The organism is Streptomyces scabiei 87.22 (assembly GCF_000091305.1).
GTDB lineage: Bacteria > Actinomycetota > Actinomycetes > Streptomycetales > Streptomycetaceae > Streptomyces > Streptomyces scabiei.
In genome coordinates this window covers 2,151,451-2,174,701 of sequence record NC_013929.1, presented here as the reverse complement: position 1 = coordinate 2,174,701, position 23,251 = coordinate 2,151,451, and the positions used below count along the sequence as shown (strand labels likewise).

The following is a 23,251-nucleotide window of genomic DNA, read 5'->3' as shown; positions in this document are numbered from 1 at the left end:
CCATGGGAACCACCGGCCTGCCCGTCCACCTCACGCAGGGCTCCCGCACCAAGGGCGGCATCGGCGAGTCCACGCTCCGCCCGGACGGCACCCTCAAGGTCACCGGCGAGTTCGCGTACTCCTCCGACATGTGGCACGAGGACATGCTCTGGGGCCAGATCCTGCGCTCCACGGTCGCCCACGCCGAGATCGTCTCCATCGACACGGCCGAGGCCCTCGCCACCCCCGGCGTGTACGCCGTCATGACCTACGACGACCTGCCGACCGACGTCAGGAACTACGGCCTGGAGATCCAGGACACCCCGGTCCTCGCGCACGGCAAGGTCCGCCACCACGGTGAACCCGTCGCGATCGTCGCCGCCGACCACCCGGAGACCGCGCGCCGCGCCGCCGCCAAGATCAAGGTGGAGTACCGCGAACTGCCGGTCGTCACCGACGAGGCCTCCGCGACGGCGCCGGACGCCGTCCTCGTCCACGAGGGCCGCTCCGACCACCATGTCGCGCACGTCGCCCACCCGAACATCGTCCACCGCCAGCCGATCGTCCGCGGCGACGTGGCGGCGGCCCGGAAGCGGGCGGACGTGATCGTCGAGGGCGAGTACGTCTTCGGCATGCAGGACCAGGCGTTCCTCGGCCCCGAGTCCGGACTCGCCGTGCCCGCCGAGGACGGCGGAGTCGACCTCTACATCGCCACCCAGTGGCTCCACTCCGACCTGCGCCAGATCGCGCCCGTCCTCGGCCTGCCCGAGGACAAGGTCCGCATGACCCTGGCCGGGGTCGGCGGAGCCTTCGGCGGCCGCGAGGACCTGTCGATGCAGATCCACGCCTGTCTGCTGGCCCTGCGCACCGGCAAGCCCGTGAAGATCGTCTACAACCGTTTCGAGTCCTTCTTCGGGCACGTCCACCGCCACCCCGCCAAGCTGCACTACGAGCACGGGGCCACGCGCGACGGCAGGCTCACGCACCTCAAGGCCCGCATCGTCCTCGACGGCGGCGCCTACGCCTCCGCCTCCCCGGCCGTCGTCGGCAACGCGGCCTCCCTCGGCGCGGGCCCGTACGTGATCGACGACGTCGAGATCGAGGCGATCGCCCTCTACACCAACAACCCGCCCTGCGGCGCGATGCGCGGCTTCGGCGCGGTCCAGGCGTGCTTCGCCTACGAGGCGCAGATGGACAAGCTGGCGGCGAAGCTCGGCATGGACCCGGTGGAGCTGCGGCAGATCAACGCCATGGAGCAGGGCACCCTCCTGCCGACCGGCCAGCCGGTGGACTCCCCGGCGCCGGTCGCCGAACTCCTGCGCCGCGTCAAGGCGATGCCCCTGCCGCCGGAGCAGCAGTGGCTCACGGCGGGCGAGGCCGCGGACGTACGGCAGCTGCCGGGCGGCCTGTCCAACACCACACACGGCGAAGGGGTCGTCCGGGGCGTCGGCTACGCCGTCGGCATCAAGAACGTCGGCTTCTCCGAGGGCTTCGACGACTACTCCACCGCCCGCGTCCGGATGGAGGTGGTCGGCGGCGAAGCCGTCGCCACCGTCCACACGGCCATGGCGGAGGTCGGCCAGGGCGGCATCACCGTCCACGCGCAGATCGCCCGCACGGAACTGGGCGTCGCCCGGGTGACGATCAACCCCGCCGACACCCAGGTGGGTTCGGCGGGCTCGACCTCCGCGTCCCGGCAGACGTACGTCACGGGCGGCGCGGTGCGCAACAGCTGCGAGCTGGTGCGGGAGAAGGTGCTGGAGCTGGGGCGCCGCAGGTTCGGTTCCTTCCACCCGGCCTGGGCCACGGCCGAGTTGGTGCTGGAGGGCGGCAAGGTCGTCACCGACGGCGGTGAGGTGCTGGCCGACCTCGTGGACGTCCTCGGTGACGAGGCCGTCGAGGTGGAGGCGGAGTGGCGGCACCGGCCGACCGAACCCTTCGACCTGCGCACCGGGCAGGGGTTCGGCCACGTCCAGTACTCCTTCGCCGCCCACCGCGCGGTCGTCGAGGTCGACACCGAGCTGGGCATGGTCAAGGTCGTCGAACTGGCCTGCGCCCAGGACGTCGGCAAGGCGCTCAACCCGCTCTCCGTGGTGGGCCAGATCCAGGGCGGTACGACGCAGGGGCTCGGCATCGCGGTGATGGAGGAGATCATCGTCGACCCGAAGACCGCGAAGGTGCGCAACCCGTCCTTCACGGACTACCTCATTCCCACGATCCTCGACACGCCGACCATCCCCGTCGACGTGCTCGAACTCGCCGACGACCACGCGCCGTACGGGCTGCGGGGGGTCGGCGAGGCCCCGACCCTGTCGTCCACGCCGGCCGTCCTCGCGGCGATCCGCTCCGCGACGGGGCTGGAGTTGAACCGGACGCCGGTGCGGCCGGAGCATCTGACCGGCACGGCGTAGTCGTTGCCGCCGGGCGCGTATGAGCTCGGGGGTGCGGGAACTTTGGCGACCGCGGGCCCGGTGGGGCTTCTCGCGCAGTTCCCCGCGCCCCTAAAAGACCAGCCCCTGCTTTTCAGGGGCGCGGGGAACTGCGCGTCCAGCCCCCACCCACCCGCACCCGACCACGCAACCCACCCGCACACCCCACCGTCTCGGGCCGTCCCCCGGGTCGGGCACCATCCCAAATCCCGCCGAAGCCCAGCGCAACGGCCGGGTCCCTGTGAATCTTGGGAGAACGCCCCATGGCCCAACAGTCGCTCCAGCCGAGGACGGCCGCCGACGGCAGCGCCGGTCCGGCCGCCCGGTCCCGCCTCGACCGGTACTTCCACATCACCCACCGAGGGTCCACCGTCGCCCGGGAGATCCGCGGCGGCGTCACCACCTTCATGGCGATGGCGTACATCCTCCTGCTCAACCCGCTCATCCTCTCCGGCCCGGACGCCACGGGCGCCACTCTCGGCCAGCAGGCCCTGATCACGGCGACCGCGCTCGCGGCGGCCGTCACCACCCTCCTCATGGGCTTCGTCGGCCGGGTCCCGCTCGCCCTGGCCGCCGGCCTCTCCGTCTCCGGTGTCATCGCCTCGCAGGTCGTCCCCCGGATGACCTGGCCGCAGGCGATGGGCATGTGCGTGATCTACGGCGTGATCATCATGCTCCTGGTCGTCACCGGCCTCCGCGAACTGATCATGAACGCCATCCCGCTGGCACTGAAGCATGCCATCACCATGGGTATCGGCCTCTTCGTCGCCCTGATCGGCTTCTACAAGGCCGGCTTTATCCACCAGGGCGAGGCGACCCCGGTCAGCCTCGGCCCCGCGGGCGAACTCGCGGGCTGGCCGGTCCTGCTCTTCGCCGTCACCCTCCTCGCGATCTTCATGCTCCAGGCCCGTGGCGTTCCCGGCGCGATCCTGCTCGGCATCGTCGGCGGTACGGTCCTCGCCGTCGTCCTCAACGCCCTCGACGTCATCGACCCGAAGCAATGGGCGGGCGGCGCACCGGAGTTGCGCGGCGGCGCGATCTCGATGCCGGACTTCTCACTGTTCGGGCACGTCGAGTTCGGCGGCTGGGGGGACGTCGGCGCCATGACGGTCGGCATGATCGTCTTCACCCTCGTGCTCGCCGGGTTCTTCGACGCCATGGCCACCATCATCGGGGTGGGGACCGAGGCGGGGCTCGCCGACGACAGGGGCCGGATGCCGGGTCTGTCCAGGGCGCTGTTCATCGACGGCGCCGGCGGTGCGATCGGCGGTGTGGCCGGCGGCTCGGGCCAGACCGTCTTCGTCGAGTCGGCGACCGGCGTCGGCGAGGGCGCGCGCACGGGGCTCTCCTCGGTCGTCACCGGCCTGTTCTTCGCGGCCTGCCTGTTCCTCACCCCGCTCACGGCGATCGTGCCCGGCGAGGTCGCGGCCGCCGCCCTCGTCGTCATCGGCGCGATGATGATGACGAACGCCCGGCACATCGACTGGTCGGACCGGGCCACTGCGGTACCGGTCTTCCTGACCGTCGTGATCATGCCGTTCACGTACTCCATCACCGCGGGCGTCGCCGCCGGAGTCGTCTCCTACGCCGCCGTCAAACTGGCCCAGGGCCGGGCGCGGGAGGTCGGCGCGTTCATGTGGGGCCTCACGGCGGTCTTCCTCGTCTTCTTCGCCCTCCATCCGATCGAGAGCTGGCTGGGCGTGCGCTAGGCGCCCGGCGCCGAGTACCGTCCGCGGACCCGTTGCTGCAAGGAGACCGAACATGCTGGACATCGCCGAAGAACTGCACCGGTGGGTCGGGCAGGGGCGCGACTTCGCCGTGGCCACCGTGGTGGCCGTCGGCGGCAGCGCACCCCGGCAGCCGGGTGCCGCCCTCGCGGTGGACGCCGAGGGCACGGCGATCGGCTCGGTCTCCGGCGGCTGTGTGGAGGGTGCCGTCTACGACCTGTGCCGGCAGGCGCTGACGGACGGCGAACCGGTGCTCGAACGCTTCGGCTACAGCGACGAGGACGCGTTCGCGGTCGGCCTGACCTGCGGCGGCGTCATCGACATCCTCGTCACCCCGGTGCGGACCCGCGACCCGGTCCGTCCGGTGGTCGCCGCCGCGCTCCGTGCCGCCGCGGGCGGGGAGGCGGCGGCGCTGGCCCGGATCGTCTCCGGCCCGGCGGATCTGCGGGGCCGCGCCCTGCTGGTCCGCCCGGACGGCTCGTACGTCGGCGGCTACGGCGCCCATCCCGAACTGGACCGCACCGTGGCCGCCGAGGCCCGTGCGCTGCTCGACACCGGTCGCACGGGCACCCTGGAGATCGGGGAGCGGGGCTCACGGTGCGGAGCACCGCTCACCGTCCTCGTCGAGTCGTCCGTCCCGCCGCCCCGGATGATCGTCTTCGGCGCGATCGACTTCGCGTCGGCGCTGGTCCGCGTCGGCAAGTTCCTCGGCCATCACGTCACCGTCTGCGACGCCCGCCCCGTGTTCGCGACCCGCGACCGTTTCCCGGAGGCGGACGAGATCGTCGTCGACTGGCCCCACCGCTATCTGGAGCGGACGACCGTCGACGCCCGTACGGTCCTGTGCGTCCTCACCCACGACGCCAAGTTCGACATCCCGCTCCTCCAACGCGCCCTGCGGCTCCCCGTCGCCTACGTCGGCGCGATGGGCTCCCGCCGCACCCACCTCGACCGCAACGAGCGGCTCCGCCAAGCAGGCGTCACCGAAAGGGAGTTGGCCCGGCTCCGGTCCCCGATCGGCCTCGACCTCGGGGCCCGCACCCCGGAGGAGACGGCCCTGTCCATCGCCGCCGAGATCGTCGCCGCCCGGCGCGGCGGCAGCGGCGTCCCCCTGACCGGCGCGCACACCCCGATCCACCACGACGGTTCCCTTGAGCGTTCGCCCGGTGTCACACCGCTGCCGAGCCTGCGGGTCTCCTGAGGCCGACCCGAACCGATGCCCGCGACTTGACCCCCGCAGGGAGAGGGCGGACCGTTGTTCCAGGACAACAGCGCTACGGGGGCGGTCAGTTGAGTACGGCGAACGACGACGGGCGCCCGGCCGCGGGCACGGACGACAGCGGACGTGACGCCGGGAACGAGGACGGTGGCCGGAACGGACGCGAAAACGGCAGGGGCACCCCCTCGGGCGACCGCGCCGAGGACCGCGCCCCCGGCCCGGAGGGCGAGCACGCCCCCGGCGGCTCCGCAGGCTCGAACGCCTCCGCCGCCGACCGGCGGCTGTCCACCCCCTCGACCGCCCTGCTCGGCCTCTTCCTCCTCGCCGACGTCGTCTTCGTCTGCGGGGCCCTGGTGACGCTCTGGCCCGTGGTGCTCGCGACGGTCGAACCCGGGGCGGAACCGACGGCCACCGCGCGCTGGTCGCCCTTCGGCCTCGGCGACTGGTCCCTGACCGCCGACACCGCGATGCTGCTCGCCGTGGTCGTGTGCAGCGCGCTCGGCAGCTTCGTCCACGCGGCCACCTCCTTCGCGACCTACGTCGGCAACCGGCGGCTCTACGCGAGCTGGCTGTGGTGGTACCTCCTGCGCGCCGGCATCGGCGTGGCCCTCGCGCTCCTCGTCTACCTGCTGCTGCGCGGCGGCCTCTTCGCCGGCAGCTCCGGCGCCGGCGCCACCAACCCGTACGGCTTCTCCGGCATCGCCGGGCTCTGCGGCCTGTTCTCCAAGCAGGCCACCGACAAGCTCCGCGAGATCTGCGACACCCTCCTCAGCACCACGGGCGACGGCGACCGCGACCGCCGCGACGGCCTGGCCGCCGCCCGCAACGGCGACCCGGGCACGCCCTGACCGCCGCTCTGTCCGCGGTGCACGTCGAGGGCGGGATCGGTGACGCCGTCGGGGGAACGCCCGGGTGGGGGACTCAGCCCGGCGGTCGGCCGTCGGGTGCGAGCAGTGCGTCCACCGCCCGGCCGAACGTCCGTCGCGCCACGAGCGACAGCGGCCGGTCGAGGAAGCCCGGCAGCCCGCGCACCCGGAGGTCCTCCCGCCAGACCACACGGGACGTTCCGGCGTCGTGCGGGTGGACCTCGATCTCGGCCCACCCGGTGACGAACGAACCGTGCTTGACCAGACGGCAGTGCCCGGGCGCCTCTCCCTCCGGCGGCTGCCAGACCGTGACCTCCATCGGGTCGTCGAAGGCGAGCGGGCCGAGGCCGCTGCGGGCCACGAAGACCGTGCCCACCCCGTTCGGGGGAGGTGTGCGGACGGTGACGCGGGTCAGCGGGACGACACCGGCGTGCCGGGGCCAGTCGGTGAGACGCCGCCAGGCGCGGTCCGCGGGGAGCGGGGGGAGGCGTTCCAGGAGGAAGAGAACCACGAGGTGATCGTAGGTGCCCGGGTCCGGCCCGACCCCGTGCGACCCGCACGGCCGGTCCGGCGCGGAGCCCTACCGACGGCCCCCGCCGTACGGCACCATGAGGCGCGACCGCACGTCCGCCCCGGCCGGAAGGTGCTCCCGTGGATGCTGAACTGCACGGCAGGCTCGACGAGTTGCAGCGCGATCCGTATCCGCACTACGCGCGGGCCAGGGCGGCGGAGGGGCTGACGTACGTCCCCGAGCTGGACTCCTGGCTGGTGGCGCGGGACGCCGACGTACGGGAGGTGCTGCGGCGCCCGGAGGACTTCTCGTCGGCCAACGCGCTGCGCCCCGACGTCATGCCCGCCCCCGCCGCGCTCGCCGTGCTCGGCGGCGGGTTCGGCGGCCGCCCCGTCGTCGTCACCGCCGACGGCACCCTGCACCAGGAGTTGCGGGCCCCCCTCGTGCGCGGGCTGTCACCGGCGAGGGTCGCCGCGGTCCTCCCGTACGCCGAGGAGCGGGCCGCGGCCCTGATCGACGGCTTCGTCGAGGGCGGGCGGGTCGAGCTGATGTCCGCCTATGCGGGCCGCCTTCCCGGTGAGGTCGTCGGACGCCTCGTCGGCTTCGAACCGGAGGACGTCCCGGCGCTGGTCCGCGCCGGTCACCGGGCCGAACGGCTGCTGTTCCGGCCCATGACGGAGGCCGAGCAGATCGCGGCGGCCGAAGACGTGGTCGCCGCCGCCCACCGCCTCGACGCGTTCGTACGGGCCCGGCACGCCGACCCCCGCGAGGATCTGGGCACCGAACTCATCAGGTCCGTCGTCGGTCATGGGACCGACGCCGCCAACGCCACCGCCACTTCCTCCGCCACCGACGCCAGTGAGCTGACGCTCGACCACCGCCACCAGGTCGTCTCCCATCCGCAGAACCTGCTGATCGCCGGGCATCTGACCACGACCGCTCTCATCGGGACGACCCTGCTGCACCTGCTGCGCGACCGCCGGCAGTGGGAGCTGCTGTGCGCCGAGCCGGAGCGCATCCCGGCCGCCGTCGAGGAAGCCGCCCGTCACGACACCGCGTTGCAGGGCTTCCGCCGTGTCACCACCCGGCCGGTCACCCTCTCGGGCACCGAACTCCCGGCCGGGACACCGGTGTTCCTGGCCTTCGGCAGCGCCAACCGGGACGGCTCACGCCACCCGCGCCCCGACGACTTCGACATCACCCGGCCCGCCGCCGGCCGCCACCTCTCCTTCGGCCTCGGCGCCCACGCGTGCCCGGGCTCACAGCTCGCCCGTGAACAACTGCGCATCACCCTGAGGCTGTTGACGAGCCGCTTGCCGGGCCTCCGCCTCGCGGAGGACCAACGGATCACCATGCGAACGACGTTGATCCACCGCGCCCCGGAACGCCTCGACCTCGTCTGGTGAAGCTCCGAGGACTTCCGCTGACCCCCGGGGACACCCGCTCCGGCCCCGCCACCGGACGCCCCCGCCACCGGACCGCCCGGACGCGGACCGGGCGGCGGTTCAGACGTCCAGCACCTCCCGCGCCGCCACCGGCACCCCGGTCTCCAGCGACCGGTTCGCCGCCAGCCCCGTCACCAGCGAGCGCGCGCCGTCCACCGCGTCGGCCGCCCGCCCCAGCGCGTCCGGTGCGCGCTCCCCGAACAGGTCGGCCAGCATGCGGACGTCGCCACCGCCGTGCCCGCCCTCGTCGACGGCCGTCCTCACCTCGCGCGGCGGCTCCCAGAAGCGGCGGACCAGCAGTTCGGTCCGGCCGGTCTCCTCGTCGGCCTCGGCACCGTGCAGGACCGGGCCCGCGCCGGGCCCGCGGACGCCGGGGCGGGTCCAGGCGGACTCCTCCACCAGCAGTTCGAGGCGGCCCTCGCTGCCGTTGAACGCGACGCGGTAGCCCTCCCAGGGGGAGTACGCCGTCAGGTGGTAGGTCAGGGTGGCGCCGGAGTCGTAGCGGACGAGGACCGCCATGTCGTCCTCGATGCTCACGCCGGGGGCGAAGACGTTCCGGTCGCGGTGGTAGCCGTCCTCCCGCTCGGCGTCCAGGTAGAGGGAGGTGAGGACGGGGGAGTCCCGCAGGTGGAGGGCGAAGGGGTCGGTCTCGGCGGCCGGGGAGCCGTGGGCGCGGGTGTAGTCCCGGGCGAGGCCCCGGCGACGGCCGGCCTCGGGGCCGTAGAAGAAGAGGCCGCCCTGGGCGAAGACGGTGTCGGGGCGGGTGCCGAGCCACCAGTTGACCAGGTCGAAGTGATGGGTCGACTTGTGGACGAGCAGGCCGCCGGAGTTCGCCCTGTCGCGGTGCCAGCGGCGGAAGTAGTCGGCGCCGTGCCGCAGGTCCAGCAGCCACTCGAAGTGCACCGAGCCGATCTCGCCGATCGCGCCGCCCGCGATCAGTTCCCGTACGGCCGAGTGCACCGGGTTGTAGCGGTAGTTGAAGGCGACGCGCACCTCGCGGCCGGTCCGGTGCCGGGCGTGGAGGATGCGGCGGGCACGGTCGGCGTCGGTCGTCATCGGCTTCTCGGTGACGACGTCGCAGCCCGCCTCCAGCGCGCGCACGATGTAGTGGTCGTGGGTCCGGTCCACGGAGCACACCACGACGAGGTCCACGCGCTCGCGCCGCAGCATCTCCTCGAAGTCCTCGGCCCCGTACGCCGGGACGGGCGCGCGGCCGGGGTGGTCGGCCGCGATCCAGGAGTTGTGCACGGCGACGCGGTGGGCGTTGGTGTCGCAGAGACCCACCAGGTCGGTCCGCCCGGCGAACGGTCCGGTCAGCGCCTCGGTGAACATCCGCGCACGGGCACCGAGCCCCACCACGGCGACACGGCGGCGGGGCACGGAGGTGGTGCAGGGGTCTTGTTCTGACATCCGGACCTTCCCTAGGGTCGTACCGGGGGGTGGAAGCGCTTTCTAGTGAGAGAGGTGACCCACTCATGCCCCGAAACAGGACGAGGAAGTCCTGGAAACCCCGTGCGGCGGCCACCGCGTTGGCGCTCTGCGCGCTGCTGACCGGCTGTTCCGCGGCGGACGGGTCGGGCAGCGTCGGCGACGGTGTCGTCCTGCGCTACACCTGGTGGGGCAACCCGGACCGCGCGGCGAGAACCCAGGCGGCCGTCGACCTCTTCGAGAAGCGGAACCCAGGGATCGACGTCCAGACATCCTTCGCCGGCTACGACGCCTACAAGCAGAAGCTCGCCACCCAGGCCGCCGGCGGCGACGCGCCCGACGTGATGCAGCTCGACTACCGGATGATCGACCAGTACGCCTCCGGCGGTGTGCTCCTCGACCTCGCGGAGCAGCGATCGGCCCTGGACACCGGCGAGTTCGAGCCGGGGCTCCTCGCCACCGGCACGGTGGACGGCAGACAGTACGCGGTCCCGCAGGGGCGCGGCACCGAGACGATGGTCTACGACACCGCGAAGTGGAAGGCGGCGGGCCTGGAGCCGCCCCGCACGGGCTGGACCTGGAGCGAATGGGCCGAGGCCATGCGGACGGTCGCCGAGAAGACCGGGGAGCCCGGCGGCACCGACCCCGGGCAGAGCGAGGACGCCTTCGAGATCTGGCTGCGCGGACAGGGCAAGTCCCTCTACACCGACGACCGCCGGCTCGGCTTCGACGCCGGCGACCTCACCCGATGGTGGACCTTCACCGACCGGCTCCGCCGCGAGGGCGCCGTCTCACCCGCCGAGCAGACCACCCAGCTCGACGGCACGGTCGAGAACACCCCGCTCGGCCGGGGCAGGGCCGCCTCGGACGTCAACTGGGACGCCCCCGCGAGCGGTTACCTCGCCCTCGTCCCCACCGGGATCTCGCTCGCCCCGATGCCGGGCGGCGAGGACGGCACCCCCGGCCAGTACTTCAAGCCCTCCATGTTCATGGGCGTGGCCGCCGACTCCGGCCACCCCAAGGAGTCCGCCCGGCTCGTCGACTTCCTGCTCAACGACGACGCGGCCGCGAAGATCCTCGGCGCCACCCGGGGCATCCCCGTCAACGAGTCGATCCGCGAGGACATCGCGGCCGGACTCGAGGACTTCGACAAGACGATCTACGAGTACCAGGCCACCGTCGAAGGGAAGCTCGACCCGCCGCCCCAGGCGCCCCCCTCGGGCGACAGCGCCCTGCAGACCACCTTCCAGCGCGACTACGACCAGGTCTCCTACGAGCGGATGTCCCCTCGCGAGGCCGCCGAGAACTACGTCACCGAGGCGAAGGCGGAGCTGAGGTCATGACCACCACACACCTGCCGACCACCGTACGCGGCACCGGAGTTCCGCAGCCGGACCCGCCCGCCCGGCGCCGCCGCCGCGAGGGCGCGGCCTGGGTGTTCCTCTCGCCCTGGGTCCTCGGCGCCACCGTCCTCACCCTGCTCCCGATGGCCGTCTCGCTCTACCTGTCCTTCACCGACTACGACCTGTTCAACGCCCCCAGCTGGGTGGGCCTGCGCAACTACACCCAGATGTTCACCGAGGACCCCCGCTACTGGCGTTCGGTGGCGACGACCCTGCTGTACGTCGTCATCGCGGTACCGCTCCAACTGGCCCTCGCCCTCCTGGTGGCCCTCGCCCTGAAGAACATGAAGCGCGGCCGGGCCTTCTACCGCTCCGCGTTCTACGCCCCCTCACTCCTCGGCGCGTCCATGTCCGTCGCCCTGGTGTGGCGGGCGATCTTCAACGACGGCGGCACGGTGGACCACCTCCTCGGCACCGGCGGCTGGGTCAACCGCCCCGGCTGGGCGCTGCTCGCGGTGGCCCTGCTCACCGTCTGGCAGTTCGGGGCCCCGATGGTCATCTTCCTCGCCGGACTCCAGCAGATCCCGGGGGAGTTGTACGAGGCGGCCGAGGTGGACGGCGCGGGTGCCTGGCGCCGCTTCCTGTCGATCACGGTGCCGATGCTGTCACCGGTGATCTTCTTCAACCTGGTCCTGCAGACCATCCAGTCCTTCCAGGTCTTCACCCCGGCCTTCGCGGTCAGCGCCGGCAAGGGCGGCCCCGCCGACTCCACCCTCTTCTACACCCTCTACCTCTACGACCGGGGCTTCGTCGCCTCCCACATGGGCTACGCCTCCGCCATGGCCTGGGTCCTGCTCATCGCCATCGGCGCGGTCACCGCGATCCTGTTCCGTACGTCCCGCTCCTGGGTCTTCTACGCCTCCGAGGGGGACCGATGACCACCACCACGCCCGCAACCCCCGCCCCGCGCAAGCCTCTCGACCGGCGACGTGTGGCGCTGCACCTCGGCTGCGCCGCCGCGCTGCTGGTGATGCTGTACCCGCTGGCCTGGCTCCTCGCGACCTCCCTCAAGCCCGCGAACGAGGTCATCGCCAGCCTCGACCTGCTGCCGAGCCGGCTGGAGTGGTCCAACTACACGACCACGCTGGACGGGGTCAACGACGTGTCGGTGGGCAGGCTGCTCGGCAACTCCCTGCTGATCGCCGGCGGCGCGGTCGTCGGGAACGTCCTGTCCTGCTCCCTGGCGGCGTACGCGTTCGCCCGCCTGCGGTTCCGCTTCCGCGGCCCGCTCTTCGCCTTCATGATCGCGACGATCATGCTGCCGCACCACGCCGTCCTGATCCCGCAGTACATCATCTTCAACCAGCTCGGCATGGTGAACACCTACTGGCCGCTGATCCTGCCGAAGTTCCTCGCGACGGAGGCGTTCTTCGTCTTCCTCATCGTGCAGTTCATGCGGGGCCTGCCCAGGGAACTGGAGGAGGCGGCGCGCATCGACGGATGCGGACCGTTCCGCAGCTTCTTCTTGGTGATCCTGCCCCTCACCCGGCCCGCTCTGATCACCACCGCGATCTTCACCTTCATCTGGACCTGGAACGACTTCTTCACCCAGCTCATCTATCTGTTCTCGCCCGAGAAGTTCACCCTGACCCTCGCGCTGCGGTCCTTCGTCGACGCCTCCAGCACCTCGGCGTTCGGCCCGATGTTCGCCATGTCGGTGATCGCCCTCCTGCCGATCGTGCTGTTCTTCCTGGCGTTCCAGCGGTTCCTGGTGGAGGGCATGGCCAACTCCGGGATCAAGGGATAGGGGTGAGCGGTGTGCGCACCGGCGGGGAACGGGAGGCGGGCGAGATCTTCGGCCCCCGGATGACACTGTTCGCGGACGTGCTGAGCATCGGGATCGCGGTGGCGGTGGTGAGCCTCCCCCTGGTGACCCTGCCCGCCGCGCTCTCCACGGCCTGCGCGCTGCTGCGGGGCGTACGGGAGGACCGTCCGGTCACGGCCGGCCGCTTTCTCGTGGCCCTGCGGCGGCGCCTGCGCCCGGGTGACCTCGCCGCCGGACTCGTGGCCCTGACCGGTCTGGCCCTCGTCCTCGCCGACCTGGCCCTGGCGGCCGCCGGACTCCCGGGCGGACGGGCCTTCGCCTTCCTCGCCGCCGCTGTCGGCGCGGGCGCCGCCGTGGCCGGCCTGCGCGCCTGCGCACGCCCGGAGTCGGTCGACGACTGGCCGGCGGCGCTGCGGGCGGCGGCCCGGGACACGGTCCGTGATCCGGGCGGCAGCGCACTGGTCGTGCTGGCCGTGGCCACGGCGGCGCTGAGCGCCTGGATGCTGCTGCCGCTCGCCCTCCTCGTGCCGGGCCCGCTGGCGCTGGCACTCACCGCCGTCGACCTCCGCGGAAAAGAGGTCGCCTCCCGGCCGGGCGTGTGATGGGCTGACGCACTCGCACGTCGGCGGCAGGGGGAGCGCAGGGTGAACAGGCGCCAGCGCAAGAAGTGGTCCGTACGTCTGGTCTCGGCCGCGATGGTCGGGGACACGGCACGGGTCCGCGCGCTGCTGCGGGCCGGGGCCCCGGCCGAGACGACCGACGCCGAGGGGACGACACCCCTGTACGCGGCCTCCGTGCACGGAGCCGCGGACACGGTGCGCGTCCTGCTCGCGGCCGGGGCCCTGCCCGACACCGAGAGCGGACGCGGCACGGAGGGCACGCCGCTGTGCGGGGCCGCGTGCTGGGGACACACCGAGACGGTGCGGGCGCTCCTCGACCACGGCGCCGACCCCGGCCTCCGCGAGGACCACGGCACGGGCCGCACCCCGCTCGACTGGGCGACTGCCGGTCCCCACCCCGAGACGGCGGCCCTGCTGCTGGCCGCGGGGGCGCGGCCCTCCGGGGGCGCGTGAGGAAGGGGCGAGCGCGTACGGACCGAGGGCGGGAAGAGCCGGCAGGACGAGGCAACGGCCCTACCCCGGCGGAGGGGCGGTGTCCGGGCGGTCGGACTCCGTGGTCCCCGGCTGTGGCAGAAGATTCCGGGCGAGGACGTCCAGGGCGTCCGAGACCTCCCGCAGCCGCTGCGGGTCATCGGACCCCAGCGCGAGGGTGAGAGCCTCGTCGATGCCGGCGGCGCGCACCTGCGCGACCCGGTCGGACACCCCGGCGGCCTGACGCACCAGCACCCGGCGCCGGTCGGCGGGATCCGGGGCGGTGTGCACCGCCCCGGCTTCCTTGAGCCGGGCGACGGCCGACGACACCTGGCTCTGCGGCAGACCGGTACGGGCCGCGATCTCCCCGACGGCGGAGTCGGGGTGGGCGGTGATGTCGCCGGCGACGGCCAGCACCACCCGGGCGCTGCCGGCATACCGGCCGGCGCCGCCCGGAGGCTCCGGCAGAGCGCCCTCACCGATCTTCATCAGGGCGCGTCCCAGCAGGAACAGCTCGACTCCGTTCATGCCCCCAACATACTTCGAATTAGATGCATCGATATTGATGTATCTAATTCGATGGATTACGGTGCTGTCAGGCACGACGGAGAGCCCGCCGTGCACAAGGGGGAGACACCATGCTCGACACCACCGGCGCACTCGCCGTTCCCGGCGCGGCTCTGCACTACCAGGTCCGGGGCACGGGACCGCTGTTGCTGATCTCGCAGAGCGGAGAGGGCGACGCCGACCGCAGCACCGACCTCGTCGGCCGTCTCACCGACTCCTACACCGTGGTCACCTACGACCGCCGGGGACTGTCCCGCAGCCACCTCGCCGCCCCCGGGTGCGGCGCGACCCTCGCCGAGCATGCCGACGACGTCCAGCGCCTGCTGGCCTCGCTCACGGACACGCCGGCCCTCATGCTCGGCTGCAGCCTCGGAGCCGTCATCGGCATGCACGTGGCCGTCCGGTATCCCGGCCGGATCCGCACCCTCATCGCCCATGAGCCCGTCGCCCCGCGCCTGTTGCCGGACGGCGAGCGCGCCCACCACGAGCGCGAACTCGCCGCGCTGCAGGAGCTCTATCTCCGCGAGGGCCTGGCCGCCGCACTCCCGGAGATCGCCAGGACTCTCGGCATCGACCCCGCCTCCACGGACAGGGAACCCGATCTGACGCCCCAGCCGATGAACGCCCTGCGCCTGGCCAACTTCGACCACTTCATCCGGCACGACTTCACCGCGGTCCTGCACGACACGCTCGACACCACCGCCCTGAAGGACACCGGCACCCGCATCGTGCCCGCCGTCGGACGCACCACCCCGCACACCGTCTTCGACCACCGGGCCGCGACGGCCCTGGCCGAACTGCTGGGCCGCGAACCGCGGTTCCTGCCCGGCGGCCACAACGGGAACACCACCCACCCCCGGGCCTACGCCGCACAGCTCCGGGAGATCCTCGGCAGTGAGGACCGGCAGGGGCAGCGCTGACGGGCGTGCCTCCGACGCCCGGCAGCAGGGCCCGCTCCCCTCGACGCGGGAGAGGCCGACGCCTCAGTGACCGGCCGGCGGGCCCGTGGTGCCGCGTACCTCCAGGGTCGGTGTGGTCAGGACCAGCCGGCCGGCGCGCGTCGGGTCGGCGATGCGGTCGAGGAGGCACTGGGCGGCCGCCCGGCCCACGTCGTGGCTGGCGTTGTCCACGGTCGTGAGCCAGAGGTGGCGCAGGCGGGCGACGTAGGTGTTGTCGTAGCCGACGAGGGAGAGGTCGCGCGGCACCCTCAGGCCCAGTTCCTCGGCGGCGGAGAGGGCGCCCACGCAGGCCATGTCGTTGAACGCCACGACGGCGGTGGGGCGTTCGGCGGTGCCGAGCAGCCGGACCGTGGCGCGGTAGCCGCCCTCCTCGGTCAGATCGCCGCGCTCGACGGACGCGAGACCGCCCAGTCCGTGCTCGCGCATCACCGTCTCGAAGCTGCGGCGGCGCAGCGCGCCGACCACGCCGTCCCCGGCGATATGGGCGATGCGCCGGTGCCCGAGGCCGATGAGGTGCTCGGTGGCGAGACGGGCGCCGAGCTGGTCGTCGCCCGCGACGACGTCCACCCGGGGCAGCGTGGGCTCCCGGGCGCCCGCCACCACGGTCGGGACGAGCCCGGCCGCCGTGCGCAGGGCCTCGGACGGGGGCAGGGTGCCGACCGCGATCAGCCCGTCGACCCGCAGCTCGGTGAAGGTGCGGGTGAGGTCCTCGCCGAGCCGGCGGTTGAGATGGCCGTCGGCCAGCAGCATGCGCAGACCGTTGTCGTGCAGACGGGAGTTGAGGCCGTCCAGCAGCTCCACGAACCAGGGGTTGCGCATGTCGTTGAGGAGGACGCCGACCGTGCGGGTGCGGCGCTCGCTCAGGCTGCGCGCGGCGGCGTTCGGGCGGTAGCCCAGCTCGTCCACGGCGGCCAGCACGGCCTGCCGCTTCTCCTCGCGCACCTGCTCCGAGCCGCGCAGCACCAGCGAGACCAGGGACTTGGACACACCGGCCCGCTCGGCGACGTCGCGGATCGTCGGGTTCGCGGGTCCGGGTCTCATGGCCTGGACCGTTCCACAGCGCCGTGCCCGTGTCAAAGGGCTTGACAGTCCCGGAACCTGCCCTCAGTGTGAGCGGCGTACGCGTTTGGAACGGTCCAAAAGAGGGTGGTCATGGTGAGTGCGCTCGGTGTCGCCGTGGTGGGATTCGGCTGGATGGGGCGGGTGCACACGCAGGCGTACGCCCGCGTGGCCCACCACTTCCCGCAGCTGTCCCTCAGGCCCGAGCTGGTCACCGTCGTCGAGGAGGTGCCCGGTCGCGCGGAGGAGGCCGCCCGGCAGTTCGGCTTCGCCTCGACCGCCCGGGACTGGCGCGAGGTGGCCGCCGATCCCCGCGTCCGGGCGGTCAGCATCACCGCGCCGAACTTCCTGCACCGGGAGATCGGCGTCGCCATGGCGGAGGCCGGCAAGCACATCTGGATCGAGAAGCCCGTCGGGCTCACCGCCGCCGACGCCCGCGCGGTCGCCGACGCCGCCGCCAGGTCCGGCGTCCAGGGCACCGTGGGCTTCAACTACCGCAACGCGCCCGCGGTGGAGGCCGCCCGCGAGCTGATCGCCGCCGGCCGGATCGGCAGGGTCACCCATATCCGCATCCGCCTCTTCAGTGACTACGCCGCCCACCCCGAAGGCGCCCTGACCTGGCGGTACGAGCGGGAGCGCGGCGGCAGCGGCGTCCTCGGCGACCTCGCCTCGCACGGCGTGGACCTGGCCCGCTTCCTGCTCGGCGACCTCGCCTCCCTCACCGCCGACACCGCCGTCTTCGTCCCCGAGCGGGCCCGGCCCACCGGCGCCACCGCCGGGCACAGCCGCGCCGCGGGCGGCGAACTCGGCCCGGTGGAGAACGAGGACTACGTCAACTGCCTCCTGCGCTTCGCCTCCGGCGCGCGGGGCGTCCTGGAGGCGTGCAGGGTCTCCGTCGGCGAGCAGAACAACTACGGCTTCGAGATCCACGGCACCGAGGGCGCCCTCTTCTGGGACTTCCGCCGCATGGGGGAGCTGGGCGTCAGCAGCGGCGACGCCTACCAGGACCAGTCCGTGCACACCCTCTTCGTCGGTCCCGGCCACGGCGCGTACGGAGCCTTCCAGCCCGGCTCCGCCAACGCCATGGGCTACGACGACCTCAAGGTCGTGGAGGCGCACAACTTCCTGCGCTCGATCGCCGAGGGCACCCCGTACGGCACCACCCTCGCCGACGCCGTGCACAGCGCCACCGCGCTGGACGCGATGAGCCGCTCGGCGGCGTCGGGGGCGTGGGTGCACCTCTGAGCCCGGCGGCGGACACCGCCCCCGGAACGCTCCCGTACCCGAACTCCCGCTTCCTGTAAGTCAGTTGCGGACGAGGAGCTGGAAGTCGAAGGAGTAGCGCGAGGCTCGGTAGACATGGGTGCCGTACTCCACCGCGCGCCCGGTGTCGTCGTACGCCGTGCGCTGCATGGTGAGGAGCGCGGCGCCCTCCGGCTCGCCGAGGCGCTCGGCCTCCTCGGCGGTGGCGAGACGGGCGCCGACGCTCTGGTGGGCGCTGTGCAGGGTGATGCCGGCGTTGCGCATCATCTGGTACAGGCCCGTCGACTCCAGCCGGTCGGTGCCGAGGTCCAGCAGTCCGCCCGGGACGAAGTTGGCCAGGTACGCCACCGGCTGGCCGTGCGTCAGGCGCAGCCGCTCGACGAGGTGCACCTCGTCGCCCTCGGTGAGGCCCAGGGCCGCCGCCACCTCGGCCGAGGCCGGCCGGAGCTCGCTCAGCAGCACCCTGGTCGTGGGCCGCTGCCCGGCCGCCTCCAGGTCGTCGTAGAGACTGCTCAGCTCCAGCGGCCGTTTCACCTGGCTGTGCACCACCTGCGTGCCGACACCCCGGCGGCGTACGAGCAGGCCCTTGTCGACGAGCGACTGGATGGCCTGCCGCACGGTCGGGCGGGACAGGCCGAGCCGGCCCGCGAGTTCGATCTCGTTGCCGAGCAGGCTGCCGGGGCCGAGGGCGCCGTGCTCGATCGCCGACTCCAGCTGCCGGGCCAGCTGGTAGTACAGCGGCACCGGGCTGCTCCGGTCGACGCTGAGGCCGAGACTCCCTGTACTCCCCGTGTTCGAGCTGGTCACGCCCATGAGAGTAGCCGTCCGTCCGGATGACAGGAACCCCTGTCATCGCATTGTCCTGACATGAGCGGTGAGGGCCGGAAGTCCGGCCGGACGCGGCACCGAGGGCCCCGCCCGGCGGGGCCCTCGCGGACGCGCGGCGCCCGCGTCAGAGGTGACGTCGCCGGCCGGCCGCCTCGCGGTCGTACGCCGCGCGCGCCTCGACGGCCGCCGGACGGGAGGCGGTCTCGGCGACCGGTACGTCCCACCATGCCTCCGCCGGCGGAGCGGTGGGCGCCGGGTCGGTCTCCACGTACACACAGGTGGGCCGGTCCGAGGCGCGGGCCGTCGCGAGCGCCTCGCGCAGCTCCTTCACCGTCCTGGCGCGGAGGACGTCCATGCCGAGGCTGGCCGCGTTGGCGGCGAGGTCCACCGGAAGCGGGGCGCCGGAGAAGGTGCCGTCGGCGGCGCGGTAGCGGTACGCGGTGCCGAAGCGCTCGCCGCCGACCGACTCGGACAGGCCGCCGATGGAGGCGTAGCCGTGGTTCTGGAGGAGGACCAGGTTGACCGGCAGGCCCTCCTGGACGGCCGTGACGATCTCCGTCGGCATCATCAGGTAGGTGCCGTCCCCGACCAGCGACCAGACGGCCGTGCCGGGCGCCGCCTGCTGGACGCCGATCCCGGCGGGGATCTCGTAGCCCATGCAGGAGTAGCCGTACTCCAGGTGGTACTGGCGCGGGCTGCGGGCCCGCCAGAGCTTGTGCAGGTCTCCGGGGAGCGAACCGGCCGCGTTGATGACCACGTCCTCGTCCCCGACGACCGCGTCCAGGGCGCCGAGCACCTGGGTCTGGGTGGGCACGGCGTGCTCGTCGGCCGGGGTGTAGGCGGCCTCGACCACCTGCTCCCAGCGCTCCTTGCCGGCCCGGTACTCCGCCTCGTACGCCTCGCTCACCCGGTGGCCCTCCAGTGCCTCGGTGAGCGCCGTGAGACCGGCCCGCGCGTCGCAGACGACCGTCCGTGCCGAGAGCTTGTGCGCGTCGAACGCGGCGATGTTGAGGTTGACGAAGCGGACGTCCGGGGTACGGAAGAGGGTGTTCGAGGCGGTGGTGAAGTCGGTGTAGCGGGTGCCGACGCCGATGACGAGGTCGGCCGTGCGGGCGATGTCGTCGCAGACGGCCGTGCCGGTGTGGCCGATGCCGCCGAGGTCGCCCGGGTGGTCGAAGCGCAGCGAACCCTTGCCGGCCTGGGTGGACGCGACCGGGATGCCGGTGGCGTCGACCAGCGCCCTGAGCGCCTGTTCGGCCTCGCTGTGGTGGATGCCGCCGCCCGCGACGATCAGCGGCCGCCGCGCGCCGCGGATCGCCCGCACGGCCTGGGCCAGCTCCACCGGGTCGGGCACGGGACGCCGTACGCGCCACACGCGCTCGGCGAAGAACTCCTCGGGCCAGTCGTACGCCTCGGCCTGGACGTCCTGGGGGAGGGCGAGGGTGACCGCGCCGGTGTCGGCCGGGTCGGCGAGGACCCGCATGGCGTTCAGGGCGGCCGGGATCAGTGCCTCGGGACGGGTGATCCGGTCGAAGAGGCGGGAGACCGGGCGCAGGGTGTCGTTGACCGAGACGTCGGCCTCGCTCGGGTGCTCCAGCTGCTGGAGCAGCGGGTCGGCGGTGCGGGTGGCGAAGTAGTCGCCGGGGAGCAGCAGCACGGGCAGCCGGTTGATGGTGGCGAGGGCCGCGCCGGTGACCAGGTTGGTGGCGCCGGGGCCGATGGAGGTGGTGACCGCCTGCGCGGAGAGCCGGTTCAGCTGGCGGGCGTACCCGACGGCGGCGTGCACCATCGACTGCTCGTTGCGGCCCTGGTGGAACGGCATCGCCTCCTCGCCGGCCTCCAGGAGCGCCTGGCCGAGGCCCGCGACATTGCCGTGGCCGAAGATGCCCCAGGTCCCGGCGATCAGCCGGTGGCGCTCCCCGTCGCGCTCGGTGTACTGCACGGACAGGAACCGCACCAGCGCCTGGGCGACGGTCAGACGGCGGGTGGGGGACTGGGACATCGGGACCTCACGGGTGGGGTGGGGGCGGGTGTCGGGCGGGCGGTGCGGAGCTGTCACGTGGGGCGTCCGGTCCGGGCCGTGGCGGCCGTCCCCGCGCGAGAGGCCCACCGGGGCCGCCGACGGACGGGGCCCAGGATCCCTCAGTGCCTCGCCCCGGGCCGTGCCGCGGGGTTCGACACGCGCGGGATGGACGCCGGAGTGCAACGGATGGAGATCGATTCCGATACGGCCGTCGTGACCGGATCGGGGGATTCGGCGGGCTCGGGCATGCGCGGCGCTCCTCGGGCGGGGGGTGCGGGCCTCCGGACGCCCGCGGCGCCCGGGGATGCGCGCGCTCGGGTCCGGATGTATCCCAGGAATAGGACCCGAAGCGACCCCCTGTCAAGGCTTTGTACTGACATCCTGACCTGCTCCTGAAATAATGTCTTAACAAAGTCTTGACAGGGGGGTCCGGCAGGGGTTTGTATCCCGTCCCAACGAATCAGCGCAGTCGGCCTACCGGCACAATGATCCGGACTTTCCGAGTCCGGGCCCGCGCGGGCGCTCCGCCCGACGCTGTCCCGATCCCTTTCCCCCCGTCGCACAGTGAGGTGCAGGAAAGATGGACCGCACGTTTCACTCCCGCTCGCGCAGAGTGGCCCCCTTCTTCGCCATGGCCGCGGCATCCGCGCTGCTGATAGCCGGCTGCTCCAGCGGTTCCGGCGGCAAGAAGTCCGAGGAGGGCGGGGCGGACGCCTCCGCGGGCAAGGCCAACACCCCCCGGATGAAGGTCGCGCTGGTCACCCACCAGGCCCCCGGCGACACCTTCTGGGACATCGTCCGCAAGGGTGCGCAGGCGGCGGCAGCCAAGGACAACATCGAGCTGATCTACTCGGCCGACCCGAACGCCGGCAACCAGGCCAACCTCGTGCAGAACGCGATCGACCAGAAGGTCGACGGCATCGCCATCACCCTCGCCAAGCCCGACGCGATGAAGGACGTCGTGGCCAAGGCGACCCGGGCGGGCATCCCGGTCGTCGGCCTCAACTCCGGTCTGAGCGACTGGCAGGGCCTCGGTCTGATGTCGTTCTTCGGGCAGGACGAGAGCGTGGCGGGCGAGGCGTTCGGCAAGCGGCTGAACGAGGCCGGCGCGAAGAAGGCCGTCTGTGTCGTGCAGGAGCAGGGCAACGTCGGCCTGGAGCAGCGCTGCGCCGGTGTGAAGAAGACCTTCGAGGGCGACACCCAGATCCTCAACGTCACGGGCACCGACATGCCGTCCGTGAAGTCGACCATCACCGCCAAGCTCAAGCAGGACACCGCCATCGACTACGTCGTCGCCCTCGGTGCCCCCTACGCCCTGACCGCGGTCCAGTCGGTCGCGGACGCCGGCAGCAAGGCGAAGGTCGCCACCTTCGACCTCAACAAGGACCTGACGGACGCCATCAAGAGCGGTGACATCCAGTTCGCGGTCGACCAGCAGCCGTACCTGCAGGGCTACCTGGCCGTGGACTCGCTGTGGCTCTACAAGAACAACGGCAACTACAGCGGCGGCGGCGAGCAGGCGGTGCTGACCGGCCCCGCGTTCGTCGACAAGAAGAACGTCGACACGATCGCCAAGTTCGCCGCGAAGGGCACCCGGTGATCTGAATGTCCCAAGCAACGGCTCCGGCGGCGAGTTCCTCGCCGCCGGCTCCGCCGGCCGGCACCCAGAAGGACGGGCGCACCGCACAGCGCTCGCTCGGACGGCGGCTGCTGGCGCGCCCGGAGGTCGGCGCGCTGATCGCCGCGATCGGGGTGTACATCTTCTTCTTCTCGGTGGCCCCGTCCTTCCGGGAGGCCAGTTCGCTGGCGACCGTGCTCTACCAGGCCTCCGTCATGGGCATCATGGCGATCCCGGTGGCCCTGCTGATGATCGGCGGCGAGTTCGACCTGTCCGCCGGTGTCGCGGTCACCACCTCCGCCCTGACCGCCGCGATCCTGAGCTTCCAGCTCACGGTGAACGTGTGGACGGGCGTGATCGTCGCGCTGATCGTGTCGCTGGCAGTGGGGGCGTTCAACGGCTGGCTGCTGATCAGGACCGGTCTGCCCAGCTTCCTCGTGACCCTGGGCTCGTTCCTGATCCTCCAGGGCTCGAACCTGGCGGTGACGAAGATCTTCACCGGCAACGTCGCCAGCGACTCCATCAGCGACATGGACGGCTTCGACCAGGCCAAGAGCGTCTTCGCCTCCGAGGTCGGCATCGGCGGCGTCGAGGTCAAGGTCACGGTCTTCTACTGGCTGGCGTTCGCGGCGATCGCGACCTGGCTGCTGCTGCGCACGAAGTTCGGCAACTGGATCTTCGCGGTCGGCGGGAACAAGGACAGTGCGCGGGCCGTCGGCGTGCCCGTGCACTTCACCAAGGTCGCCCTGTTCATGGGCGTCGGCGCGGGCGCCTGGTTCGTGGGTATGCACCTGCTGTTCTCGTTCAACACCGTGCAGTCCGGCGAGGGTGTGGGCAACGAGTTCCTCTACATCATCGCCGCGGTGATCGGCGGCTGTCTGCTGACCGGCGGTTACGGCTCCGCGGTGGGCCCGGTGATCGGTGCCTTCATCTTCGGCATGGTCTCCCAGGGCATCGTCTACGCCAACTGGAACCCCGACTGGTTCAAGGCCTTCCTCGGCGTGATGCTCCTGATCGCCGCCCTCGTCAACTTGTGGGTCCGCAGCCAGGCGACCCGGAGGTGAACCACCC

General features: G+C 72.4%; 20 protein-coding genes. 14 read left to right on the top strand and 6 right to left on the bottom strand.

Annotated features, from left to right (window positions below; all coding sequences use genetic code 11):
• The first annotated feature begins 2 nt into the window (after positions 1-2).
• From SCAB_RS09095 to SCAB_RS09080, 4 genes are all read left to right on the top strand, one after another.
• Positions 3-2,390: a xanthine dehydrogenase family protein molybdopterin-binding subunit gene (locus tag SCAB_RS09095; RefSeq protein WP_012999770.1), complete on the top strand. Its 2,388-nt coding sequence runs from the start codon at positions 3-5 to the stop codon at positions 2,388-2,390.
• 281 nt (positions 2,391-2,671) lie between these two features.
• A complete protein-coding gene (locus SCAB_RS09090; protein WP_012999769.1) occupies positions 2,672-4,117 on the top strand; it encodes an NCS2 family permease in 1,446 nt (481 codons plus the stop codon).
• A 52-nt stretch (positions 4,118-4,169) separates the two neighbouring features.
• Positions 4,170-5,336, top strand: coding sequence for an XdhC family protein (locus SCAB_RS09085; protein WP_012999768.1), 1,167 nt, complete (start codon positions 4,170-4,172; stop codon positions 5,334-5,336).
• An 89-nt stretch (positions 5,337-5,425) separates the two neighbouring features.
• Complete coding sequence (locus SCAB_RS09080) at positions 5,426-6,202, top strand: hypothetical protein (protein WP_012999767.1); 777 nt, start codon at positions 5,426-5,428, stop codon at positions 6,200-6,202.
• Between the two features lie 73 nt (positions 6,203-6,275).
• Here SCAB_RS09080 and SCAB_RS09075 read toward each other — a convergent pair whose 3' ends face one another.
• Positions 6,276-6,731, bottom strand: a complete 456-nt coding sequence (locus SCAB_RS09075; protein ID WP_037724185.1) for an SRPBCC family protein — start codon at positions 6,729-6,731, stop codon at positions 6,276-6,278.
• A 140-nt stretch (positions 6,732-6,871) separates the two neighbouring features.
• Between SCAB_RS09075 and SCAB_RS09070 the strand changes: the two genes are divergently transcribed.
• Positions 6,872-8,137, top strand: a complete 1,266-nt coding sequence (locus SCAB_RS09070; RefSeq protein ID WP_012999765.1) for a cytochrome P450 — start codon at positions 6,872-6,874, stop codon at positions 8,135-8,137.
• Between the two features lie 99 nt (positions 8,138-8,236).
• Here SCAB_RS09070 and SCAB_RS09065 read toward each other — a convergent pair whose 3' ends face one another.
• Positions 8,237-9,586: a Gfo/Idh/MocA family protein gene (locus SCAB_RS09065; RefSeq protein ID WP_012999764.1), complete on the bottom strand. Its 1,350-nt coding sequence runs from the start codon at positions 9,584-9,586 to the stop codon at positions 8,237-8,239.
• A 65-nt stretch (positions 9,587-9,651) separates the two neighbouring features.
• Here SCAB_RS09065 and SCAB_RS09060 point away from each other — a divergent pair, with 65 nt between their 5' ends.
• Genes SCAB_RS09060 through SCAB_RS09040 form a run of 5 tightly spaced genes read left to right on the top strand, consistent with a single transcriptional unit; the run spans position 9,652 to position 13,845 of the window.
• On the top strand, positions 9,652-10,947 hold the full coding sequence (locus SCAB_RS09060; RefSeq protein WP_012999763.1) for an ABC transporter substrate-binding protein: 1,296 nt from the start codon (positions 9,652-9,654) through the stop codon (positions 10,945-10,947).
• Positions 10,944-11,885 carry a carbohydrate ABC transporter permease gene (locus SCAB_RS09055; protein ID WP_012999762.1) on the top strand — a complete coding sequence of 314 codons (942 nt, stop codon included), beginning with the start codon at positions 10,944-10,946 and terminating at the stop codon, positions 11,883-11,885. Before SCAB_RS09060 ends, SCAB_RS09055 begins: the two co-directional genes overlap by 4 nt.
• Positions 11,882-12,754 carry a carbohydrate ABC transporter permease gene (locus SCAB_RS09050; protein WP_041668981.1) on the top strand — a complete coding sequence of 291 codons (873 nt, stop codon included), beginning with the start codon at positions 11,882-11,884 and terminating at the stop codon, positions 12,752-12,754. Before SCAB_RS09055 ends, SCAB_RS09050 begins: the two co-directional genes overlap by 4 nt.
• Positions 12,755-12,756: 2 nt before the next feature.
• Positions 12,757-13,374: a hypothetical protein gene (locus SCAB_RS09045; protein ID WP_012999760.1), complete on the top strand. Its 618-nt coding sequence runs from the start codon at positions 12,757-12,759 to the stop codon at positions 13,372-13,374.
• A gap of 42 nt (positions 13,375-13,416) precedes the next feature.
• Positions 13,417-13,845, top strand: coding sequence for an ankyrin repeat domain-containing protein (locus tag SCAB_RS09040; protein WP_012999759.1), 429 nt, complete (start codon positions 13,417-13,419; stop codon positions 13,843-13,845).
• 60 nt (positions 13,846-13,905) lie between these two features.
• Here SCAB_RS09040 and SCAB_RS09035 read toward each other — a convergent pair whose 3' ends face one another.
• Positions 13,906-14,391, bottom strand: a complete 486-nt coding sequence (locus tag SCAB_RS09035) for a MarR family transcriptional regulator (RefSeq protein WP_012999758.1) — start codon at positions 14,389-14,391, stop codon at positions 13,906-13,908.
• A 110-nt stretch (positions 14,392-14,501) separates the two neighbouring features.
• Here SCAB_RS09035 and SCAB_RS09030 point away from each other — a divergent pair, with 110 nt between their 5' ends.
• Entirely contained in the window at positions 14,502-15,350 is an 849-nt protein-coding gene (locus SCAB_RS09030) for an alpha/beta fold hydrolase (protein WP_012999757.1), read from the top strand.
• A 63-nt stretch (positions 15,351-15,413) separates the two neighbouring features.
• On the opposite strand, the gene SCAB_RS09025 is transcribed toward SCAB_RS09030, so the two are convergent.
• Entirely contained in the window at positions 15,414-16,430 is a 1,017-nt protein-coding gene (locus SCAB_RS09025) for a LacI family DNA-binding transcriptional regulator (protein ID WP_012999756.1), read from the bottom strand.
• Between the two features lie 111 nt (positions 16,431-16,541).
• Between SCAB_RS09025 and SCAB_RS09020 the strand changes: the two genes are divergently transcribed.
• The gene (locus SCAB_RS09020) at positions 16,542-17,693 is read left to right on the top strand and encodes a Gfo/Idh/MocA family protein (RefSeq protein WP_012999755.1); all 1,152 of its coding nucleotides are present in this window, start codon (positions 16,542-16,544) and stop codon (positions 17,691-17,693) included.
• A gap of 60 nt (positions 17,694-17,753) precedes the next feature.
• Here SCAB_RS09020 and SCAB_RS09015 read toward each other — a convergent pair whose 3' ends face one another.
• On the bottom strand, positions 17,754-18,524 hold the full coding sequence (locus SCAB_RS09015; protein ID WP_046773492.1) for a GntR family transcriptional regulator: 771 nt from the start codon (positions 18,522-18,524) through the stop codon (positions 17,754-17,756).
• 139 nt (positions 18,525-18,663) lie between these two features.
• The gene (gene iolD / locus SCAB_RS09010) at positions 18,664-20,541 is read right to left on the bottom strand and encodes a 3D-(3,5/4)-trihydroxycyclohexane-1,2-dione acylhydrolase (decyclizing) (RefSeq protein ID WP_037724190.1); all 1,878 of its coding nucleotides are present in this window, start codon (positions 20,539-20,541) and stop codon (positions 18,664-18,666) included.
• 601 nt (positions 20,542-21,142) lie between these two features.
• On the opposite strand from iolD, the gene SCAB_RS09005 reads away from it, so the two are divergent.
• Both SCAB_RS09005 and SCAB_RS09000 read left to right on the top strand, forming a co-directional pair.
• On the top strand, positions 21,143-22,162 hold the full coding sequence (locus tag SCAB_RS09005) for a sugar ABC transporter substrate-binding protein (RefSeq protein WP_037724191.1): 1,020 nt from the start codon (positions 21,143-21,145) through the stop codon (positions 22,160-22,162).
• A gap of 5 nt (positions 22,163-22,167) precedes the next feature.
• Positions 22,168-23,244 carry an ABC transporter permease gene (locus SCAB_RS09000; protein WP_012999751.1) on the top strand — a complete coding sequence of 359 codons (1,077 nt, stop codon included), beginning with the start codon at positions 22,168-22,170 and terminating at the stop codon, positions 23,242-23,244.
• Positions 23,245-23,251 lie beyond the last annotated feature (7 nt).